At 28.4% G+C, this 21,749-nt stretch carries 19 protein-coding genes; 1 reads left to right on the forward strand and 18 read right to left on the reverse strand.

The window, feature by feature from the left end:
- From rpsL to SHELI_RS05550, 5 genes are all read right to left on the reverse strand, one after another.
- Entirely contained in the window at positions 1–420 is a 420-nt protein-coding gene (gene rpsL, locus SHELI_RS05530) for a 30S ribosomal protein S12 (protein ID WP_069117440.1), read from the reverse strand.
- Between the two features lie 146 nt (positions 421–566).
- Positions 567–1,265, reverse strand: a complete 699-nt coding sequence (locus SHELI_RS05535) for an ABC transporter ATP-binding protein (RefSeq protein ID WP_069117442.1) — start codon at positions 1,263–1,265, stop codon at positions 567–569.
- Positions 1,266–1,282: 17 nt separating this feature from the next.
- Positions 1,283–2,158 carry an ABC transporter permease gene (locus tag SHELI_RS05540; RefSeq protein ID WP_069117444.1) on the reverse strand — a complete coding sequence of 292 codons (876 nt, stop codon included), beginning with the start codon at positions 2,156–2,158 and terminating at the stop codon, positions 1,283–1,285.
- Positions 2,159–2,188: 30 nt separating this feature from the next.
- The gene (locus tag SHELI_RS05545; RefSeq protein WP_069117446.1) at positions 2,189–2,860 is read right to left on the reverse strand and encodes a hypothetical protein; all 672 of its coding nucleotides are present in this window, start codon (positions 2,858–2,860) and stop codon (positions 2,189–2,191) included.
- Positions 2,861–2,939: 79 nt separating this feature from the next.
- Positions 2,940–3,698, reverse strand: a complete 759-nt coding sequence (locus tag SHELI_RS05550; RefSeq protein WP_069117448.1) for a hypothetical protein — start codon at positions 3,696–3,698, stop codon at positions 2,940–2,942.
- 81 nt (positions 3,699–3,779) lie between these two features.
- Between SHELI_RS05550 and SHELI_RS05555 the strand changes: the two genes are divergently transcribed.
- Positions 3,780–4,916, forward strand: coding sequence for a hypothetical protein (locus SHELI_RS05555; protein WP_069117450.1), 1,137 nt, complete (start codon positions 3,780–3,782; stop codon positions 4,914–4,916).
- Between the two features lie 26 nt (positions 4,917–4,942).
- Here SHELI_RS05555 and SHELI_RS05560 read toward each other — a convergent pair whose 3' ends face one another.
- The 13 genes from SHELI_RS05560 to SHELI_RS05620 all read right to left on the reverse strand — a co-directional run bounded on the left by SHELI_RS05560 (position 4,943) and on the right by SHELI_RS05620 (position 21,746).
- Positions 4,943–5,137 carry a hypothetical protein gene (locus tag SHELI_RS05560; RefSeq protein ID WP_069117452.1) on the reverse strand — a complete coding sequence of 65 codons (195 nt, stop codon included), beginning with the start codon at positions 5,135–5,137 and terminating at the stop codon, positions 4,943–4,945.
- A 138-nt stretch (positions 5,138–5,275) separates the two neighbouring features.
- A complete protein-coding gene (gene nrdE / locus SHELI_RS05565; protein ID WP_069117454.1) occupies positions 5,276–7,447 on the reverse strand; it encodes a class 1b ribonucleoside-diphosphate reductase subunit alpha in 2,172 nt (723 codons plus the stop codon).
- Between the two features lie 8 nt (positions 7,448–7,455).
- Positions 7,456–7,911 (reverse strand): class Ib ribonucleoside-diphosphate reductase assembly flavoprotein NrdI, encoded by a 456-nt coding sequence (gene nrdI / locus SHELI_RS05570; protein WP_069117456.1) that lies wholly within the window; start codon positions 7,909–7,911, stop codon positions 7,456–7,458.
- A gap of 3 nt (positions 7,912–7,914) precedes the next feature.
- Entirely contained in the window at positions 7,915–8,937 is a 1,023-nt protein-coding gene (gene nrdF / locus SHELI_RS05575) for a class 1b ribonucleoside-diphosphate reductase subunit beta (RefSeq protein ID WP_084449280.1), read from the reverse strand.
- A gap of 384 nt (positions 8,938–9,321) precedes the next feature.
- Positions 9,322–10,020, reverse strand: a complete 699-nt coding sequence (locus SHELI_RS05580) for a hypothetical protein (RefSeq protein ID WP_157087601.1) — start codon at positions 10,018–10,020, stop codon at positions 9,322–9,324.
- Between the two features lie 34 nt (positions 10,021–10,054).
- A complete protein-coding gene (locus SHELI_RS05585; protein WP_069117460.1) occupies positions 10,055–13,768 on the reverse strand; it encodes a hypothetical protein in 3,714 nt (1,237 codons plus the stop codon).
- A gap of 2 nt (positions 13,769–13,770) precedes the next feature.
- On the reverse strand, positions 13,771–16,194 hold the full coding sequence (locus tag SHELI_RS05590; RefSeq protein ID WP_069117462.1) for a PAT1 family protein: 2,424 nt from the start codon (positions 16,192–16,194) through the stop codon (positions 13,771–13,773).
- Positions 16,195–16,294: 100 nt separating this feature from the next.
- Complete coding sequence (locus tag SHELI_RS05595; RefSeq protein ID WP_084449281.1) at positions 16,295–16,807, reverse strand: L-threonylcarbamoyladenylate synthase; 513 nt, start codon at positions 16,805–16,807, stop codon at positions 16,295–16,297.
- A 111-nt stretch (positions 16,808–16,918) separates the two neighbouring features.
- Complete coding sequence (locus SHELI_RS05600; RefSeq protein ID WP_069117464.1) at positions 16,919–18,232, reverse strand: hypothetical protein; 1,314 nt, start codon at positions 18,230–18,232, stop codon at positions 16,919–16,921.
- On the reverse strand, positions 18,222–19,055 hold the full coding sequence (gene prmC / locus SHELI_RS05605; protein WP_069117466.1) for a peptide chain release factor N(5)-glutamine methyltransferase: 834 nt from the start codon (positions 19,053–19,055) through the stop codon (positions 18,222–18,224). The genes SHELI_RS05600 and prmC overlap by 11 nt, the downstream gene beginning before the upstream one ends.
- The gene (gene prfA, locus SHELI_RS05610) at positions 19,055–20,146 is read right to left on the reverse strand and encodes a peptide chain release factor 1 (RefSeq protein ID WP_069117467.1); all 1,092 of its coding nucleotides are present in this window, start codon (positions 20,144–20,146) and stop codon (positions 19,055–19,057) included. The genes prmC and prfA overlap by 1 nt, the downstream gene beginning before the upstream one ends.
- A 15-nt stretch (positions 20,147–20,161) precedes the next feature.
- Complete coding sequence (locus SHELI_RS05615; protein ID WP_069117469.1) at positions 20,162–20,755, reverse strand: thymidine kinase; 594 nt, start codon at positions 20,753–20,755, stop codon at positions 20,162–20,164.
- A 31-nt stretch (positions 20,756–20,786) separates the two neighbouring features.
- Positions 20,787–21,746 (reverse strand): DHH family phosphoesterase, encoded by a 960-nt coding sequence (locus SHELI_RS05620; RefSeq protein ID WP_069117471.1) that lies wholly within the window; start codon positions 21,744–21,746, stop codon positions 20,787–20,789.
- Between the last annotated feature and the right edge of the window lie 3 nt (positions 21,747–21,749).

Consider the following 21,749-nt stretch of genomic DNA (forward strand, 5'->3'; position numbering starts at 1 on the left):
TTATTTTTTTTCTTTTGGACGTTTTGTTCCGTATAATGAACGACTTTGCATTCTACCATTAACTCCAGTAGTATCAAGTGTTCCACGAATGATGTGGTAACGTACCCCAGGTAAGTCTTTTACCCTACCACCACGAATAAGCACAACGCTGTGTTCTTGTAAGTTGTGACCTTCTCCTGGTATATAAGCAGTAACTTCCATACCATTTGTTAATCTAACCCTTGCATACTTACGTAAAGCAGAGTTAGGTTTTTTAGGTGTCATAGTCGCAACCCTTGTACAAACTCCTCTTTTTTGAGGTGAAGAGATTTTAGTCACTTTTTTAAGTAAAGTGTTAACACCTCTATTTAAAGCTGGCGCCTTAGTTTTTCAAGTTTTTGCTTTTCTTGGCTTTCTAACTAATTGGTTTATTGTTGCCATGTATTGGTTCCTCCTTTTCCACTATACCGAGTGTATTGTTTACACACACAAAATATATTATATATTAAATTAATGGGTATTTATAAAAAATAAAAAAATCACACAAATTTTGTGTGATTTCAGCTAAATTTAATTTAAATGTTATTCTAACTAATATTTCCTTTGTAAAATTCTTCCATTAAATTTCTTACACTTCCATAAGAATTTTGAACTTGTTTAACTGGTTGATCTAGAATAATATGGTTTTTATCCACTAATATCAACCTATCACATAATTTTTCGACTTCTTCAGGATGGTGTGAAACTATCAATAAAGTTTTGTTATTTTTTATTTGATTTTTGAAAAAATTAATTATTTTAAATTGTAGTTCTAAATCTAGACCAGTTGTTAGTTCATCTAAAATGATGATTTTTGGATTATTAACAACTGATAATAAGGCATTAAATCTTTGTTTTTGACCTCCACTTAATTTATTTAGCGGTGTTTTTAAAAAGTTTTTTATATCGAATGTTTCATCCAATTTATCAAAATGATCTTTTGTAAATTTTGGGAAAACACTATAATAAAAACTTAAAATGTCATTTGCACACAACCCAGTAGGTCAATTACCTTCTTGAAATTGAATCCCAATTTCTTGTTTTTGATTTTCTTCAATATTTATTATGACTTCGCCTTTTGTAGGATTTGTAAATTTAGCTATGATTTCAACTAGGGTAGTTTTTCCTGCACCATTTTTACCTAAAAATGCAACAGCCTCACCTTCGTTTATGCTTAGAGATATATCTTCTAAAACTAATTTATTTTTGTATTTTTTTTCTATGTTCTTTAATTCAATTAAACTCATAACTTCGTTCTCCTATACTATCTACTTTTATGTCATCTAAACATAAAAATACCCAATGTAAATAGTGTTGAGATTATCAAGATTGAACCCAATACAGGTTGTCAAGTTTGTGTAAAATCTTTAAACAATGGGGTTTCCCTTTCATCTCATCTACCTATATTAAATCCCGCTGTATCTCATGAACCTTTTTGGTACTGAGAAAATAACAAAATAGCTACAGGATATTTTAATGGAACAAAATATGTGAATATTCTTAGTCCTTCAGTACCTTCATAAAGTCTAGGATCTAACATTATTCCTGAAAAAAACATACATATAAAATAAATAATTAACGATACACCTTGGCTTAATCCTTCGTCGTTCATTAAGCCTCCTAACAAAATACCTATACTTATTGCAACTAAGATTAACATACATACTGCTAAAAAGAAGTAACCTCAGTTCATTTCTTTATAAAGAATCTTAGCATGTTCACTATCGAGACTGAAACCTACAATCAATTCTACAATTACCCCTGTTCAAGTAACCATAAAATAAAATAAAGCAATAGTAGTAATAAACAAGGGCTTATTAATACCTGTAGTTTCAACTCTTTTTAAAAATATAGAGTTTTTTCATTCGACTATTGTTGATGATAATGATACTATGACTCATAATGATGGTAGTGCAAAGTAGCCTAATAAAGCACTTGCTGGATTACCTTTGTTAAAAGTATCTTTAAATAATAAATACAACATTACTGTAAAAAATATAGGAACTACATATGTAAACAATGGTCCTCTTACATTTTTAAAATAGGACTTTTGAATTAACATATATAATTTACCAAAAACTGCTAAAAAGTTATTTTTTTTAATAAATAACTCATTTTCTAATTTTTCTTTATTCTTCATATATAAAACTCCTTCTAAATATTTATATTTTTATGAAAGTTTTATTGAAGGGGGCCTCCTAAAAAATTTATTTAAAAGAAAAACCTCAAAAATTTTAGCCTTAATATTAAGAATGAATATATGCTGCCGTTTTTGAAGAAACAATAAAGTTTTTAGTCAAATTAAAGCTTGCACTAAAACATTTGTTAATTTTATTAAAATGAATGCTATATCTTTTAAAAAACTATATAGTTTTTTCAAATAATTGTATTTAATAATTGTATGTATAAATTTAATTATAAAATATGTATTAATTAATAAAATCGCAAAAGTAAGAAATGACAGCAAAAAAAGTAATATCATCACTGACTCTAGTGCATCAAAATTATCTTGAATAGAAATTTTTAAAACTATTCTTATAAAACTAGCTATTGCTAGTGGTACATATATATTTATAAGATTTAACATGGAAAACATAATGGTTTTTGAAATATTTCTAAAATTATTATTTTCTTTTATATTTTTTATGTGATTTAAATATTGTTCGAGTAACTCAAAAAATACTGCAAAGATGAAAATTAAAAAAATTACTCCTAGTATTAAAAAACTGTTTAATCTGTTTTCCATATCTACCAGAGAGTTATTTATATTGAAGTTGTAAAAAATAGAAACCACTAAATATGCAAATAATGCAAATAGAGTATTTATCACTTTACTTTTCATAAACTAACTTCCTTATTTTTTTATAATAACACAAAATAAAAATGAACACTATAATTTACATTATAATGTTCATTAACTTTTAATATATATTGATTGGAGGAATAATCCTGTTATAAATCTCTTTTGCCATCATCCCTTCTTGTAATGGATAAGTTAGTGCTAATCTCAAGAAGAAGTTAAATAAATAAAATGCATTCATATACTCAACAAGCAAACTAACTCTTTGATTTGTTCATGATTCTGGATTTTCTTTTCCCAATATTTCATAGCAATTTAAATATGAATCACAATAGTCAATGATATTTTGAATCAAATTAGTAAATGCTTTTTGAGCTTCAGATTGGTTAACTGTTTTTAAATGATTATTTATATTTTTGTATATTTCAACACTTTGATCTTCTTTTTTTAGTTTTTCATATAGTTCTGTTAACTCATTTGATTTAACACTTAGAGCCTGAACTGCTGTAGTAATTAAAATATCCAAACCACTCATGCCTATTATAGAGTCTGATGGTAACTCTTCTTTCTGAAGGTTTTTTTCAACTGAAAGAATAACTACCATAGCGTTTTGTAAAACACAAATTATATGACGTATTATGATTTTTTTATCTTCATCTTCATTTATTGGTTTTCATTGCTTAAAAGTTTCATCAAAAGTTTTTCCTAATTTTTCAATGTCATCTCTTGTTTTAATTTCATTAACTTCATTGAATAAAGCTTGCATTTTTTCAGGTGGTATTAAATCATTGTTAATATTAGATTTAATATTCAAATAAAAATCATTTACTACATTTATAATTATTTCTTCATATTTTATTGGTTGAATTTGCTTCTGCATAAAAATCTCTCTTTTCTACTCTTTTTAATAATACCTTAATTTTAATATTATAATAAATATATATAAAAGGGGTTGTAAATAATGGTTTGAGGTGAATCAAATTCAAGAGCATTTTTAGATTGAGCTGATTATTGCAGAAGTAACGCAATTAGGTCGAGAGGTATTGCTAACACCGGAGGACCAAATTTCACTAATGATAGAAGTTCTGCAAATTACCAAAATGCTAAACAACAATTATTAGACTATATACAAAGAAATACAACAATTAGTGTACAAGAACTTTACAATATTTTACCAACACCGCTTGTAGCAAATCCAACTATAAAACATGTGCTATTACAACTATATTATGAAGATAATTTACAAATTGAAGGTAGAAGTGCGTCTAATAGTGATAGAGAAACAGATTTTGTTTTAACATTTGTTAAGAAAGCCTCTCCACAAAAACCAGTTCAGCAGGTTTTTCAAGGGGAAAAAAAACAATCTAATATCGAAGATGTTTTTGATAATAATTGAAGAGCAACAGGGAGAAAACTCGAATTTGATAAAAGAGAGAAACCAAAAAGAGAAGACTTAAATATTAGTTTGAAAAAAACCCCAAAACCAACATTTACTCAAACTAATGTAAAACCAGTTGTTGATGTAAGACAACAAATACAAGTACCAAAAGTAAAAATTGAACCAATAGTTGTTGATGTACCAAAATTTGTAGCACCTAAAGTTAAAGTTGAAAATGTTAATTATATACAAATTCCCAAACCAGAACCTGAACCTATAATTGAACAACCTATTATCGAACCAACAATTAAATTAAATCTTGAAATCAGAAAACCTTCAGAGGTTGAGATTCCCGAAATAGAAGAAAAAGTATTTTATGGTTTATCAGACTATGAATTGTATTACATTGAAGCTTTTTTGGGCGATGCAATTCATAAAGAAAATAATTTAAAAAAACAAATAATGATTACCAAAGAGTTGGTTAGAACAAAGGCTGATATCGCATACCTAAACTCTAAGGATGAACCAAGCATAGTATTAAAAGTAATTGCCGGAGTTTTGTGTTTGGTTTTAGTTGGTTTTATAATTTTAGCTGCAATTAGCAAAAATAAAGTTAGATCAAAAGCTTATAAAGCTTATAACCAAAATTTTAAAACCCAAGGTTATGAACAAATCAAAAAACAAATTAGGTTGGATCACCCAAAAATAATTACGTTTTAAAAAAACCTTCTTTGAAGAAGGTTTTTTTAAATTTTTTCGTTTTTAAATTGTCTTTTTAGTTGTTTCATATCACCTTTGATGATTTTCAATTCATTTTTGTGTTTTTGAAGATCACCTTTTGTTGATTTAATAAGTGCTACTGTTTTTATTATTTGAACTTCTTTGTCCTTTTTACGTTGTTTGATTTCTTCGAATCTATTTTTAAAATCTTCTTTTTCCATTTTTTTCACTCCTTTGTTATATGGCCTTATAATTAGAGTTTAAACACTTTTAAAAATTATGCAAGTGTTTATTGTAAACCTAAAAATTTATGCCAAAGCCTTTTTTGAAGTAAAAAAGGTAAGTAATACCTTTTTCAACTATATTACACAAGCATCGCAATCGTATTTTTCACTGTCTTCTAATACTTCTTGTCTAACTCTTACGTAGTATATTGAAGCACAGCCTTGTTTGAAAGCTTTTATATATGCTTTGTTTAGGTCTCTTGTTGTTACAGTATCTTTCATAAATAATGTTAATGATATGGCTTGGTCAACATGTTGTTGTGCTGCAGCTGCAATATCAATAATTGGATCCGGTCCAACTTCATATGCTCCCAGTGCATAGTAACTCATGTTTTCAAAACTAATGTTATATGCGGGAACATATACTCTACCAAGTTTTCCTTCTTTTCTAACTTCAACCGGTGAAACAACTGGTTGTAAACTTGGTGTACATGATGATAAATAACTTATTGAACCTGTTGGAGCAACTGCCATCAAATGTGAGTTTGCAATTCCGTTTACTTTGATGTCTTCAACTAAGTTAACTCAGTCTTGTTTAGTTGGTATTGATACATTGTATTTTTCAAATAATTCTTTAACAGTTGAAGTTTCTGGTGTTCATTTTGAATCATCGCATGAAGTGTATTTCTCAAAATAACTACCATCAGCAAATGATGACTCTTTAAAAGTTGAGAATGGTCCGTATTCTTTAGCTAATTTATTTGAAGCTTTGAATGCGTGATATGCCATTGTGTAAAAGAACATGTTTGTAAAGTCAACAGCTTCTTTTGAATTGTAGTAAATAAAGTTTGTTGCTAAGAATCCATGTAGATTCATTGCCCCCAAACCAACTGCGTGATTACTTTTATTTCCTTTTTGGATTGATGGTGCACTTTGTAGGTTTGTTGAACGTGAAACATAATCTAAAGAATAAATTGATCTAAATACAACATCTTCAAACTCTTGTCCACTTTCCATAACCTTAGCAATGTTTAAACTTCCAAGGTTACAACAAATGTCTTCTCCTACTTTTTTAAATGATAGATCTTCATTGTATTCACTTGGAGTACTTACTTGTACAATTTCACTACACAAGTTACTCATAACAATTCTTCCTGTTGATGCATGTGCATTTCTATTGTTTACAGTATCGTCAAATAAAATGTAAGGATATCCACTTTCAAAATGTAATTCTGCTATTGTTTGAAATAACTTTCTAGCATTAATATATGTTTTTTTGATTTCAGGATTTTTAACCATGTTGTGATATTCTTTTGTAATTGAAATATCTGACATTGGTTTACCATAAACTCTTTCAACATCATATGGACTAAATAAAGCCATTTCTTCGTTGTTTTTTGCTAGTTCAAAAGTAATATCTGGTATTACAACTCCTAGTGATAATGATTTAATACGAATTTTTTCATCAGCATTTTCTCTTTTAGTATCCAAGAAGCTCATTATGTCTGGGTGATGAGCTTGTAAATAAACAGCTCCAGCACCTTGTCTTTGACCTAATTGATTTGCATATGAAAATGAATCTTCTAATATTTTCATAACTGGAATTACACCTGTTGCTTGGTTAGCAATTTGTTTAATTGGAGCCCCATATTCTCTAAGGTTGGTTAAACAAACAGCAACTCCTCCACCACGTTTTGATAGTTGTAAAGATGTAGTAACAGCTCTACTAATTGATTCCATGTTATCTTCCACTCTAATCAAATAACATGAAACATATTCTCCACGTTGTTTTTTACCAGCATTTAAAAATGTTGGTGTTGCTGGTTGAAATCTACCTAGCATAATTTGTTTTAAAATTGCTTTTGCAACATCAAAATTTCCATTTCCTAAGAACAAAGCATTCATAACAACTCTGTCTTCATAATTTTCTAGATATTTTTTTCCATCAAATGTTTTTAATCCGTATGCATTATAAAATTTTAATGCACCCATAAAACTTGGAAACTCTCTTTTAAATGAATAAGCTTCTTTTGTTAAGTGATCAATTTGATCCATAGTATATTTTTCAATTACTTCTTTTTCATAGTAATCGTTTTCTAATAAATATTTTATTCTTTCTTCAGTTGAATTAAAGTTTACAGTATTTGGTTTAACATGATTTTCCAAGTATTTTTTGGCAGCCTCTACATCAAGTTTAAAATTATCTTTTCCTTTTTCTGTAAACATTTTTGACTTAGCATTTAATGTAATGTATTCATCAGATTCATTATTTCCTGATAAGCTTACAACTTTTTTATTAGTATCCATAATATCTCCTATCTTTGTCAAAAGTCACTTAAAATTCTTTTGACTTCTTGAACATCGTGTTCAGTGCCCAATAGTTCAAATTGATATAGCAATGGCACTTGCAGTTTTTTAGAAAGTATCGGTCCGGCAATCGCAAATGTGTCACCAAAATTGGTATTTCCTGATGCAATTACTCCTCGGCAAAAACTTCTGTTCTTTTCATCTGTTAAAAACTTTTTAACTTGCTTTGGAACAGCTCCTGCTACAATATTTCCTCCGCCCGCATATGTTGGAACAATTAAAACGTAATCACTATCAACATACAAATTCTCATTTTCGTCATAAGGTATTCTTTTATTAGGTAAATCTAATTTAAGAATAAATCTGTGTGTGTTATTAGAAATTGATGAGAAGTAAACAATCAATATGTCACCCTTAGGTTTTTTGACATTTTTGCTATCAATTCGAATGACATCATCATGCATTGTTTAAAACTCTCAATCCTCATCAATTGTCTCTTCAGTCACACCCATAATATATGAAGAACCATTTCCTGAGAAAAAGTCATGGTTCTCATCAGTTCTTGCTGATAATTGAGTAAATATTTCTGGTTCAATTCTTGTTTCTTCTTCTGTGAAAGGTGAATCGTATCCTAAATTTTGTAAAAATTTCCCTGCGTTATACACACTAAATCTTATAGCATCATCAGCTAACCCAAAACCATCATACAACTCGATCAAATATTTTTTTTCTAAGTCAATTAATTTGTATAACAAGTCGAAAACAAATTCTTTCATTTCTTTTTGTTTTTCAGGACTTAGTTTTTCCACTTTTCTTTGGAATTTATACCCACTGTAATAATTGTGAATAACTTTATCCCTTAGAATAAGTCTTATTATATCAGAAGTATTTGGTAACTTGCCTCTTGCTGATAAGTAGAAAGGTAAATAGAATCCCCCATATAATAAAAACCCTGGCATTAGTGCCGCTGCAACCTTTGATTTTAAAGGATCTTTACCTGTATAGTAAGGAATTAAAATATCTGCTCTTTCTTGTAGAGATTGTGTATTAATAACTCACTCATGAGCTTCTTCAATTTGTTCACTTGAACATAAAGTTGAGAATATTGTTCCATAACTTCTTGCGTGAACCGCAACCATAAACGCAAAATTAGTATAAATAACTTGCTCATGATCTGTAAGTGAGTGATCTATTTGAGCAATATCTCCAATAGTAGCCTGTATCGTATCCAACAAAGTTAACCCCGTGAATGTTCTTGTTATTAATTGTTGTCATTCTGGAGTTAATTCTGATCATGATTTTAAATCATTAGATACTGGTACTTTTTCTGGTAACCAAAAGTTTTGAGTTATTCTATTTCATACTTCTAAATCTTTTTCATCATTGATAACGTTTCAGTTAACTGACCTCATTTTGCCCTTAAATCCATTTAATGCATACTCAAGTGGTGAAACTGATTCGTTGTAGTAACTATTCTTTTGTTTTGCCATGCGAATAATTCCTTCCTTATACTTCATAAAACTTTAAATTTTTAAATTTAAAGTAGTAAATAAATTTTTATTTATTACCAACTAAAAAGCCAATATAAGTTGTTTTTTAATTTTTGCACAATTAAAAATGCCCTAACAAATTTTATACTCAACTTTAAATTGTATGATTAGGAGGGAAAAGCGGGCAAAAAAACGCTTGTTATTTTAGAATTAGTAAAGAAAAATAGTTAATACGCTTTAATTATTGCTTTAATTTGCTGTATCACTTTTCCAAGCTATAAGCTGATCCTTCTCATCCAAACTATTTAGTTGTAAAGTTATATTACTATATATTTAGAAAAAAACAATTTTATTTTTGAAATGTTTTAAGAAAAATTTATAGTTTTAAACCATTTCTAGAAAAATTTTTTTTATTTTGTTTTCCCCGTTTTTAGGTAGTTTATCGTACTTCATAACTATTTGCTGCTCACTAACGTTTAAAATCAGCATTTCTACAACTCTATATTCACCACTTTGCTCAAGAGCCAATTGGTCCAAGTATAGTTCTGCATTATATTTTTCTTTGAAATTTACTCTACTTGTTTTAAGTTCAATTACATATAAACTATTTTTATTCTTTAAAATTACATCAATATTACATATTAGTGGTTTGTTATTTATAAAACAAACAAATGATTTGTTAGCAAAAACTTCATATGCATTAAACTTGTACATTATTCTATTTAACTCGCTTACAAATCTTTTTGCTATTTGGATGTGTTCGGAATTTTTACAATCACTTTCTTCTAAAATTATTTTTTCACTTGTTTTTTTAGAAATACTCAAATAAATCATTGTTTTTATACATTCCATCTTTTCAATTGAGTTTTGTATAATGTTTTGACTTATATTATTTATAAACGGAAATGCCTTAATAAGTAATTCATATTCATTAGTGATTTTTAATCAGTTATTTCTAGTGTTATTTTTGATAACCTCTGTGTATATGTTTTCACTTTTTGGCAATATTTGAACCTCGTAAGCCTGACTTTTATAGTTTCATGAAACATATTTAGTAATATCATTTAGTGTAAGTTTTTTCATAAATATATAATATAAAAAAATAGCGCCATAAGCACTATTTTTGGTTATAAACATGTCTTTTTGTTAATGAATCAATTATGGTTTTTGAATTTTCTTCCACTTTTTGTGCATTTACTTTGCTAGTAATTTTGTCTAGCTGTGAAGTAATTATTGTGAATTGCTCTTTCAAAGCATCTATAACATTTTTGTTATCTAACGAACTAATAGCACTTTCAAGTCTATCCATACGTTTTTCAAGTTCTAAAATCATTGAGTTGTCCATTACATTTTTTGTAGGTTTGATTGATACTGCTTGTGATATTGATTGTTGTATTAGTGATGCTTTAGGTAAACTTGCTACCACTGATACGTTCTTAGTATTACGGTTTATTTCATCAGTAATTATTTGTGCTTTAATATCAGGTTGAATTATATCATTATAAGTCTCAAAACTTGGAATTGGGGCACTAGATGCACCATTATCTAAAAACTTACTTAATTCTTTATCTAACTCTTGCTTTGTTAAATCTTCGTCCATGATGTGTTTGTCAGAATATATAGTATCTACATCAGCATTAGAACTTTGTTCAACCTGTTTTATAGTGTTAACATCTTCATTAATGCTGTTTATATCCATACCTTTGTGCACATCATCTTTTAATATATCTTGTGTAAATTCTGGTTTTGAATTAAAAGCTAAATTCTTAATGTAATCATTTTTAGGATTATTGTATTCTTCTTGTTTTTCGGTATAAACTTGCTTTGTTAGATCTTCGTCCATGATGTTTTTGTCAGAGTATATAGTATCTGTGTCGGCATTAAAACTTTGTTCAACCTGTTTTATAGTGTTAACATCTTCATTAATGCTGTTTATATCCATACCTTTGTGCACATCATCTTTTAATATATCTTGTGTAAATTCTGGTTTTGAATTAAAAGCTAAATTCTTAATGTAATCATTTTTAGGATTATTGTATTCTTCTTGTTTTTCGGTATAAACTTGCTTTGTTAAATCTTCGTCCATGATGTTTTTGTCAGAATATATAGTATCTGTGTCGGCATTAAAACTTTGTTCAACCTGTTTTATAGTGTTAACATCTTCATTAATGCTGTTTATATCCATACCTTTGTGCACATCATCTTTTAATATATCTTGTGTAAATTCTGGTTTTGAATTAAAAGCTAAATTCTTAATGTAATCAATTTTAGGATTATTGTATTCTTCTTGTTTTGAAGCATAAACTTGCTTTGTTAAATCTTCGTCCATGATGTGTTTGTCAGAATATATAGTATCTGTGTCAGCGTTGGGTAATTGCTCAACGCTTGGTACTTTACTAATGTCATCATTTACACTATCTAGTTTAATACCTTTATATATTTCATCATTTACTTTATTTAAAGCTTCTTTTGTTTCGTTTTGTTCAATCTCTTGTGTAGGAGCGAACGCAAAGTCCATAATGTGATCTTTTTTAGGACTATTGTATTTTTTTTGTGCATCCTCATATGCTTTTTTTGTTAAATCAACATCCATAAAGTTTTTATCTGAATAAATGGTGTTAACATCTGCATTTGATATGTCATCAATTTTCGGGAAATTTGAAGTATCTTCATTTATACTTGTTAACAATATTCCTTTATATATAGCATCTCTTTTTGCGACATCTTCTTTATTTGTGTCATTAGAATTTGATACAACAAATTTTAAATCTTGTTCACTTGAAGTTTCTGTGTTGAAGTGACCAAATGGGACTTTACTTTCAAAATCTTGAGCAAATTGTTCGTCACTCATATTTGTATCAATTTCTTTGTTGTCATCTTCAATTGATTGATCTCTAAAAGCATATGGTAAATTTGATTGAATTCGTTCATTGCTTAGTTTTGCTATTCTATCATTTTCAGTTTTTTCTAGCGCAATATTCAATAAGTTTTTTTCTTTAACTTTTTTATCTGTATAAATATCTTTGGAATTTACATTAGCATCCTCAGTAATTGGTGTTAATGAATTAACATCAACATTTATTGCATACGCCATCAAATCTCTTAAGTCATTAATGTACTGACTTTTATCTTTATATTGGGAATCCACATTATTATTTGGTAATTCAAAACCTTTTAGTATAGATTCGTTTGCTGCTTCTGAAGCTATCTCATCATCATTAAATGCATTTGTAACTTTTTCGATTGGAGAAGATTTAGTAATTTCTTCTTTGATTGATTTGTCATCCTCTTTAGAAAGTTTTTTATCTTCATTTTTTGAAAATTTTGCATTAAATTTTTCTTGTTTTGCAGCTTGTTTTGCAGCTTTTTTAGCTTGTTTTGCAGCTTTTTTAGCTTGAGACTTTGTAAGAATTATGTAATCTTCTTGCTCTTCTGTAGAATCAATATCATCAATTGAGTTCTCTTCGTTTGATTCAAGATTTATTTCTTGGTCATCAAAATCTCTTTCATTATCAGAGCTTTCTTCGCTTAATTTTTGTTCTAATGGTTCAATTTCTTTTTCTTCAACTTGATCCATTCCTTCTTCAAGAGAATCAAAATCGATATTTAAATCCTCAATATTAGTTACTTTTTCTTCAACAACGTCTTCAACTTCATGTTCTATTTCAGTATCTTCTTGTTTAATATCTTTCATTTTAATTGATGTATCTTCATCAAGTTCTTTCAACATTTGTTTTTTAGCTTCTTTAGCTTCTTTAACGGCTTTTTTTGCGTTAAGTTTTTCTTGTTTAGCCTGTAACTTAGCTTCTTTTTTACTTAAAGGAGCTTCAACTTCATGTTCAATCTGGATTGATTGATCTGCGTTTTTTACATCTTCAATAGCGATGTATGATAAATAAAACTCTGATGGTATTTTCAACTTCTCAGCTTTTTTATTCAGACTTTCAATTTTTTTATTAAAGTCATTTACAGTTTTTTCTTTTTTACTGTCGCTTAAATTATCCAAGTTGTAAACAACAACTTGTTTTGTAGCTTCAAGTTTATCTTTTTCAAATTTTCATTTATCAAATTTTTTGTCAACTTTTTTATGTATACTTGTGTCAATTTTACTATTAACACTAGAAGATACTTCAAGAGTATCTTCTTTTAATATATTTGGGTTTGGCAACGCAGAACTATCATTTGTGTTTGCTTTCTCATTTTGGTCCAGCATATTTTTTTGATGTTTTAGTTTTAATGCTTCCAAATCTACGTTGCCAGTTAGCTTTCCCTCTTTGCTTACCTCTTTTTCAAATTTTTTCTCTTCTTTATATATAGCAATCAAGTTTCTTTCTTCTGCATAGTTGTTTAATGCTTCAGAGTCAAATAATACACCTTCTAATAGCAATCACGCAACTATCAATGCTGCTGCAAGAATGATTGTTATTACTTGTCCGTATAATAAACCAAATATTGGTAATAATACAAGAACTGATTTTATGTATGGTTTTGATATTTTTTGTCTTTTTTTCGCTCTAACTAGTTCAATTATTGCAATTATGTATAGCATTAACGCTATAGCCATCATTACTGCTCCTGCAATTATTGTACCAGTGCTTGACATACTTGTAAATTGGTCTTGTCCATCTACTTCATCTATTCTAAGTGATGTATCTCCTTTTGTAAAGAATCCCACTCCGAATGGCTGCTTAGATAGTATTTTAAAAATAGCTTTAACTATTGCAACACCAGATCACATATTATGAGTTATTACTAATGCTCCAAATGCAAGAAGCAATGTAGAACTCACAATAACTATGGATCAGGCGAATATAATAAGTATTAAAAACATGTCTAATTCCCCCTGTTTATGTTTGTTCAGTTACCACCAATTTTGATAGAACTTTGGTTATTGTTATTGTTGTTCATATGTATGTTGTCATTTATATTGATATTTTGTTTTTGTGAAAATTGTTGGGCCATTTTTTCAAGTCCATTTTCAATCTCATCTTTGCTTCTTGGGTCATTGCTGACAACTCGTCTTGCAAATGGTGAGTTAGCTATGTTGAATGTTGGTTCGGTTCTTCTATAAATTGGTGAGTTTGAATCATCTGCTAATATAGCTGGATTAAACTCAACATCGCTCAGTCTAATATTTTTTTGTTCTTCTTCTTTTTTCTCCTGAGCTTTTTGTTCTTCTTCTCTTCTTTTTATGTTCAAATCAACTCTTATTCTTATATTTGAATCTAGTTCGGGAACTTCTTGATCAGCAATTGAGTTTTGAAGTGTTTCATTTTTGAAACTAGGTTTACTCATAAAATATGATTCACTTTGAACATCTTGAATGTCTTCGTTTTTATAATTAATATCAATGTTTGGATTCATTTGTTGTTGCACCCCGTAACTTTTAACCATTGAAACTGGTCTTTCCCTTACAAATGGAGCCGATTCAACATATTCATCTTTTGTTTCTTTTTGTAGCTCTATTGTTTCATCAAAGAAGCTATTATAGTTTGAGCTTGGTGGTGATGAGCTACTAAAGTCATTTTCCATCATATTTTTATTTTCATCGTAATTATCATAGCTTGGAGCATTAAAGAATTCTGGAACTACAATTTCATCCTCAGTTTCTTCTCATGCAGCTTCAAAGCCTTGTACTGTTGCATTATTTGATTGAGAAATGTTATTCTCTACAATAGAGCTTTGAAATCTATTTTCAAATAAATTATCAAATTTTGTTAAGCTTTCTAAATCATCGTTATCTATACTAATATTTGCATAATCTAAGACTTCTGCTTCAACACTTTTAACAACTGCCTCCATAGATTTTTCAAAAACTATAGCATCCATTTGATCTAAAATTTTATGATGGTCTTCAGAGTCTTGCATTAGTTGATAAGTTGACTTATTAATTTCGAAAACGAACTTAACTTGCCAAACTTTTTTAAATAAAAGTCTTACAAATTGAATAATCTCAGTGATAAACTCGAAACCAATTTCTTCAAATCCTACAAGTGTCAATGGAATAACTTTTTCTTTTAAGTTGTAATCTTCAAATATAGCTTTAAACTCTTCTTTTATAGAACCAATAGGGTCAAACAAATCGAGTTCTTCCATAAGGTCATCAATATCTAAACCTGTTTTTCCATAGTGAGTTGCCGCCAAGAATAATGAAGTTCTTTCTCATAAAACTCTTTTGTCATCCAAAGATACTTCTGGTAAATAACCAATTATTTGTTTCAACAAATACAAGTAAGGTGAGCCATATAATTTTATTTCTTGCATGTCCAGCTCAACATTTTTATCTAAATCAAGCTTGTCTAGAAATTTTTTAGTAGTCAAGTGTACTCGAACATCTTCACCAATAAGCATATAGAATTGACCTTTTGTATTATTGTTATTTAAGTTATTTGCAAGATCACTCAACTCCATATAGTTTCTTTTTACAATTTTATTTAAATCTTCCAACTTTAATTGTTTCGCATTTTTCAATTTAGAGATGTTTTTTTCTTCACTATTTAGGTTAATTGTGCTTAGCGGTGATTTTGGAAACTCAATTTGCGGTTCTTTTACACCAATATTTTCAGGTGGATTTAAATAGGAGTTTCTCATGTATTGTTGTGATGAGTTATTTTTTAAATTCTCAGTCGCATCATTAAATTGATTTAGGTTTTGTGGTCTTTGAGATGTTTGAGGCATACTACTTCCAAAACTTGATCATTGGTGTTGATTAGTAGAACCTCCAGGAATTTGTGGACTAAATTGATTTAGGTTTTGTGGTCTTTGAGATGTTTGAGGCATACTACTTCCAAAACTTGATGATTGGGGTTGATTAGTAGAACCTTCAGGAATTTGTGGACTAAATTGATTTAGGTTTTGTGATCTTTGAGATGTTTGAGGCATACTACTTCCAAAACTTGATGATTGGGGTTGATTAGTAGAACCTTCAGGAATTTGTGGACTAAATTGATTTAGGTTTTGTGGTCTTTGAGATGTTTGAGGCATACTACTTCCAAAACTTGATGATTGGGGTTGATTAGATACATTTGAATTATTTGTATCAAAATTATTCATTGACATACCAAAAGGTGGTACAGACAATTTAGGAGAGTCATCTATTATATTTTTAATAAAAGAAGGCATCAATCCTTTTTCTTGTGTGAAACCCATTTGAGCTCCCAGTTTTGAATACTTTTCTTTTTCTTTAGCAGCTTCCATTTTTGCTTTTTCATCATTTTCTTTCTGCTTTCTCATTCTTTCAAATGGATTTGTATACATAGAATTACCTCCTTTTCAATATACATATATTATATCACAAAATTTTCATTTTTTTACTATAAATTGTTGCATTAAATATTTATCTTTGGTAATATATATGCTACCTTTTTTTCTTATTTAAGATTAAATCAACTATATTTGATGGGCTATTTTCTAAATTTTCAGTAAAAAAACAATGATCCATATCTATAAATTCTTCTAAATCTTTCTTATTTTTTAAGTGTGGTTCATCAGAAATATTTACGCTTGTAGAATAAATAGGTCCTACTTTTGTTATTATTTCTTTAATATCGTCTCTTTTAACAAGTCTTATTGCATAAGTTGTTTGTGAGTCTTTCAACTTAGAAATTACTGTTGTTGGTTCTTTAGAATTTAATAAGTCATTCGCTTCTTTAGTAAGGTCAATAAACCGCTTAGCTTGTTCCACATTAGCAACCAAAATTATTAAAGGCTTATTTAATTCACTTTTTTTCATGTTGTTTATTTTATTTTGGTTATCAGTGATTGCCCTAGCACTTAAACCATAAATTGTATCAGTTGGTAAAATAATAACATCGTTCTTAATTAGTAAATTTATTGCCCTTTTAATTTGTTCTTCATTTAGTAATACCATGTTAGCCCCTTACTGTGTATACATTATACCACAAAAATGTTATATATAATACACTACTTGCACTTAAAAATCAAACTAAATGTAAATTTTTTTAAATAAAAAACCCTTTATTTAAAGGGTTTTATTATTTTTGAAAATTTTTTTACTCTTGCTTGTTAACATTGTGAATGAAACACCAGTAAATGCTAGTGAAATTATAAGTAACGAAATATACTGTTCACCATATAATCACGGATAACTAATATTACCATTAACAATGTTTTGACTTAAAAACGGAATAGAATCGACATATGGTTTGACTAACTCAGCTAAGTTATATTCATTTCACACATCCACTATTTTGTTTATTTCATATATTGTGTATGTATTAACCGCTAATACCAAAACTAACTCAGCAGCCATAATTGCAAATTGTGTTATAAAAAAGCTTTTACTTATATTTATTCTTTTTATATAAATTATTAAAAAGATACATATAGTGGCCGCTAAAAAACCCGTCGCAATCAATGGCAAATGACCTATGACAACATATGAAGCATCTATTTTGCTTGTTTTTTCATAAAATTCTGGTACCTCATTTTTTAAAAGAAATGATGCTATAAAAGTTCATTCCAACAAAGAAAATCCCATTGAAGATTCAGACTCTAATATTATTATAAAAATAAGCTGCGGTATAAAAACCAGCATAGAGCATATTAATAATCATAAACTAATATTTTTATTTGTATTTCCAGTTATTTTACCTACGAAAGCACCAATTTTACCATAACCAACACTATTAATTGTTGATGTTTTGTTTGTCTCTTCAACATTAACTTCTTTAGATGAAATACTACTATTAAACATTGAAAACTGGATCATAATAACCATTATTTGGAAAATGCAAATAAGTCAACTAAATATATCACTGCTTCATTTAAAATTTCAACCTTCTGAATAGTTTTGAGCATAATAATTTATTATGCTGTTAAATTCCTTGTCATCAGTGGTTTTCATATTTTTTATATATGTATATATATCATAAAATCTAGAGTAATTATATTCAGATAATGTAAAAAATAAACTTGAAGCTAAAAAGATGGTTATCATTCAAGCTAGAAAAATATTTTTTAGTATTTTATTTTTTGCGTGTTTTTTAAAGATTAAAGAAATAAAAATTAAATGTCCAATTGATAATATAAATAAAGAAAAGCCGAGTCATAAAAAAATAGTCATTGGTAATGGTGTTGGTAAAATATTTGAATCTAATTTTGATGATATCAAATCAAAATTATCTTCATACATTGCAAAATTAGGATTTGCATAAAAAATACCTATAAAAGTATAAGAAGGGAAGAAAACCAAAAGAAAAATAGTGCATCTTATAATTGCTTTTCTGATTTCTATTCCTTTTTTTTCTACTGTAGCTTCTGATTTATTTTTCATGTAACTCCTTGCTATTTATGACAAAATAGCGTCAATTATTAAAGTAGTCTTTTTTAAATTCTACATTATATTTTACACTCAAATGTTTAAAAATGCTTTCTATTGCTTGTTTTTGTTCATAACCAAATTCACATATAATTACAATTTTTGGGTTTAATTTATAAAGTTTAACTATATTTTGTTCTAGCAATTTGTAAAATTTTAATCCATTTTCCTCTGTAAATAATGCTTTTTTCGGTTCATACTTTAATGTTTTTATATCCACATTGTTATCATCATAAGCAATGTATGGTGGATTAATTAAGATAAAATCAGGTACAACTTTTTTATCAAAAATAGGTTCCAAAAAATCTCCTAGGTAAACATCAGCTTTTATATCAAATTTTTCCAAATTTTGCTTTGTGACCTCCAAGGCTTTAGAAGATATGTCTGTTAAAAATAATTTAATTGATGGTTCAGCTAGTTTCAAACTTATACCAATGCAACCCGAACCACAACAAATGTCAATCACTTTTTTATTTTTGATTTCATATTTGAGAGTTTCTTCAATCAATAGTTCTGATTCAAACCTAGGTATCAAAACGTTTTTATTAACTATAAATTCATTTTTATAAAAAAACTTATATCCTAATATATATGCTAAAGGTATATGATTTTGAAACTTTTTTAAGATAATAAAAAAAGAATCTAATTCTGATTCATTTAAATTTATTTGTCCAAAAGAATTAAAGTCACTATTTTTTTTGATATAAATAAGAATTTCTCTAAATGAAGTTTTATCAAACACTTCATAATACTTTAAATATAGTTTATGAGCGTTCATTAGCTTGATTGTTCAATTTGTTGAGCTATTAATTCTTTTTGTGCGTTATTAATCAATTCTGTAATTAATTCGTCAATATTACCTTCCATAACTTGGTCTAATTTATTTAAACTCAAGTTAATTCTATGGTCAGTTACTCTATTTTGTGCATAGTTATACGTTCTAATTTTTTCACTACGAGCACCTGACCCAACCGCATTCTTACGCATATTAGCAGCTTCTGAGTTTTGTTTTTCCAGTTCAGCCTCGTAAACACGTGCTCTTAACATTGTCATAGCTTTATCTTTATTATCATGTTGACTTCTTCCATCTTGTGATGCTGCAACAATTCCTGTGGGTATATGTGTAATTCTAACAGCTGAATCTGTTGTGTTAACGTGCTGTCCACCTGCCCCACTAGATCTATATGTATCAATTCTTAAATCAGATGCTTTAATTTCAACTTCTACATCACTAATTTCTGGTAAAACAGCAACGGTTGCTGTAGATGTTTGAATTCTTCCTTTAGATTCTGTTTTAGGTACTCTTTGTACTCTGTGTCCACCTGATTCAAACTTCATTTTAGAATAAACGTTTTCACCTTTTACCATAAAAGATATTTGACTAAAACCACCTGCTGTGGATTCATTTTGGTCTAAAACATCTATTTTTCAATTATTTTTTTCAGCAAACTTAGAGTACATTCTAAATAAATCACCAGCAAAAATATTTGCTTCGTCTCCACCAGCTGCCCCCCTAATTTCAAAAATAACGTTTTTGTCATCATTAATATCTTTTGGAAGTAATAATAACTCAAGTTCTTGTTCTATTTTTTCAATTTGGATATTTGCTTCTTCTAATTGCATTTTTGCTAAGTCTCTCAATTCGGGATCTTTTTCTTTATCCAAAACTTCCTTAGCATCATTAATATCTGCTTCTACTTTTTTATATTCTATATATTTGTTAGCTTTTTCTTCTAAGCTTGCTCTTTCCTTATTAAGAACAGTCATTAACTTAATGTCTTTAAGAGTGTCATCTTTTTGTAATTCCAAATCAATTGTCTCAACTCTTTTTAAAATAACATCAAGTGCTTCAATTGTTTTTTTGTTCATATTAAACACTCCCTTTTATTCTGGTTTTATGTAACAATGTCTACATCTAGCTTCATATTTTTCGTTTGCTGATAAAAGTACAAGTGGTTCATCCGCCTTTGCAGGAACACCTCCAACAATTCTTTGTGTTCTACTAGCGTTTCCACCACATACATAACAAATTGATGTTAGCTTATCAACATATTCCGCTTGTACTAATAATTTATCTACATTTTGAAATGGATCATTTCTATAATCTTTATCCAATCCATTCGCAACTACGATAATTCCTTTATCTGCGATTTCTGATAAAACATCCACTATATCTGTATCTAGGAATTGAACCTCATCTACACCTATTATTTTTACATCTTTGTCTCTAAACACATGCTCTCTCAACTCATTGCTATTTTTCACCCTTATTGCTGGTAATTCTAATCCTGAGTGAGAAGTTACATTATCTTTTGAATATCTATTTTCCATAGCTGGTTTAAAAACTAAAACTTTTTGTTTTGCATATTCATACCTTTTAAGTCTTCTGATGAACTCTTCTGTTTTACCAGCAAACATACAACCAGTTATAAGTTCAATTCAGCCCCTTTTGCTATTTGGATTAATTCTATAGCTCATAATCTTCTCCTGTTTTGTTATCCAAAAATAATTATAGTTGATTATCTACCAATTTTTTAAGGTCTTTTACAATATTTTCAATTTCGCTTCAATTATTTAATTTTGCTCCGGCAGCAAGCCTATGCCCACCACCATTATGAAGCGCAGCAACTTCATTGATTGAGTAACTGCGTGATCTAATAGAAACTTTTATGAGATTATCGTCCTTAGATTCATAAGCAATAAATCATATATTTATTTCCTTTATATTAGCCATAGTTGATTGTGCCAATTTATATTGTCATTCTAATAAATCAAAATTTTTATAATCTTCTTCATCAATTAATATATATGCAATAGGGTAATTATCAACTAGTACAGCTTTACTAAAAGCATAAGATAATCATTTTGCTACTTTAAAATCACGTATATATATATCTTCATATACCTTTATGATGTCAACTCCACATTCAACCAAATATTTTGCAACATTGAAAGTTTCTGCATTTGTTTTTTCAAATAAAAATCTTCCAGAATCCGTTATCAAACCATAATAAAGATGAGTTGCACCATGTAAGCTTAATTTAAAATTATTCATCATTGCTCAAGAAGTAATTACTTGTGTACAAGCTATTGCACTATCATCAACAACTTTATTTTGAGAATATTCTTCCGCGTCTGGGTGATGATCCAATTTAAAAATCTCTTTAACTAATTCTTTATATTCAAAGTCTACTCTTGCAAAATTACCTGTGTCAACAGTTATCAAAATAGAATTCTTGATTATTTCGTCGGTAAGTTTTGATTCATCTTCAAATGATTCATTTTTTTTGTTTATTATTGAACCAACAATGTAGACGTTTTTGTTTTTAAAATTGTTTTCAATTATATCTTTTAATCCAATCGCACTCCCTTGCGCATCTCAATCTGGCTGAACATGTTTTGCAATAATTATGTTTTCGTATTCATTTATTTTTTGTATTAATAAATTTGATTGTTCTGTTGAAATCATATT

This window comes from Spiroplasma helicoides, from assembly GCF_001715535.1.
Classification (GTDB): domain Bacteria; phylum Bacillota_I; class Bacilli_A; order Mycoplasmatales; family Mycoplasmataceae; genus Spiroplasma_A; species Spiroplasma_A helicoides.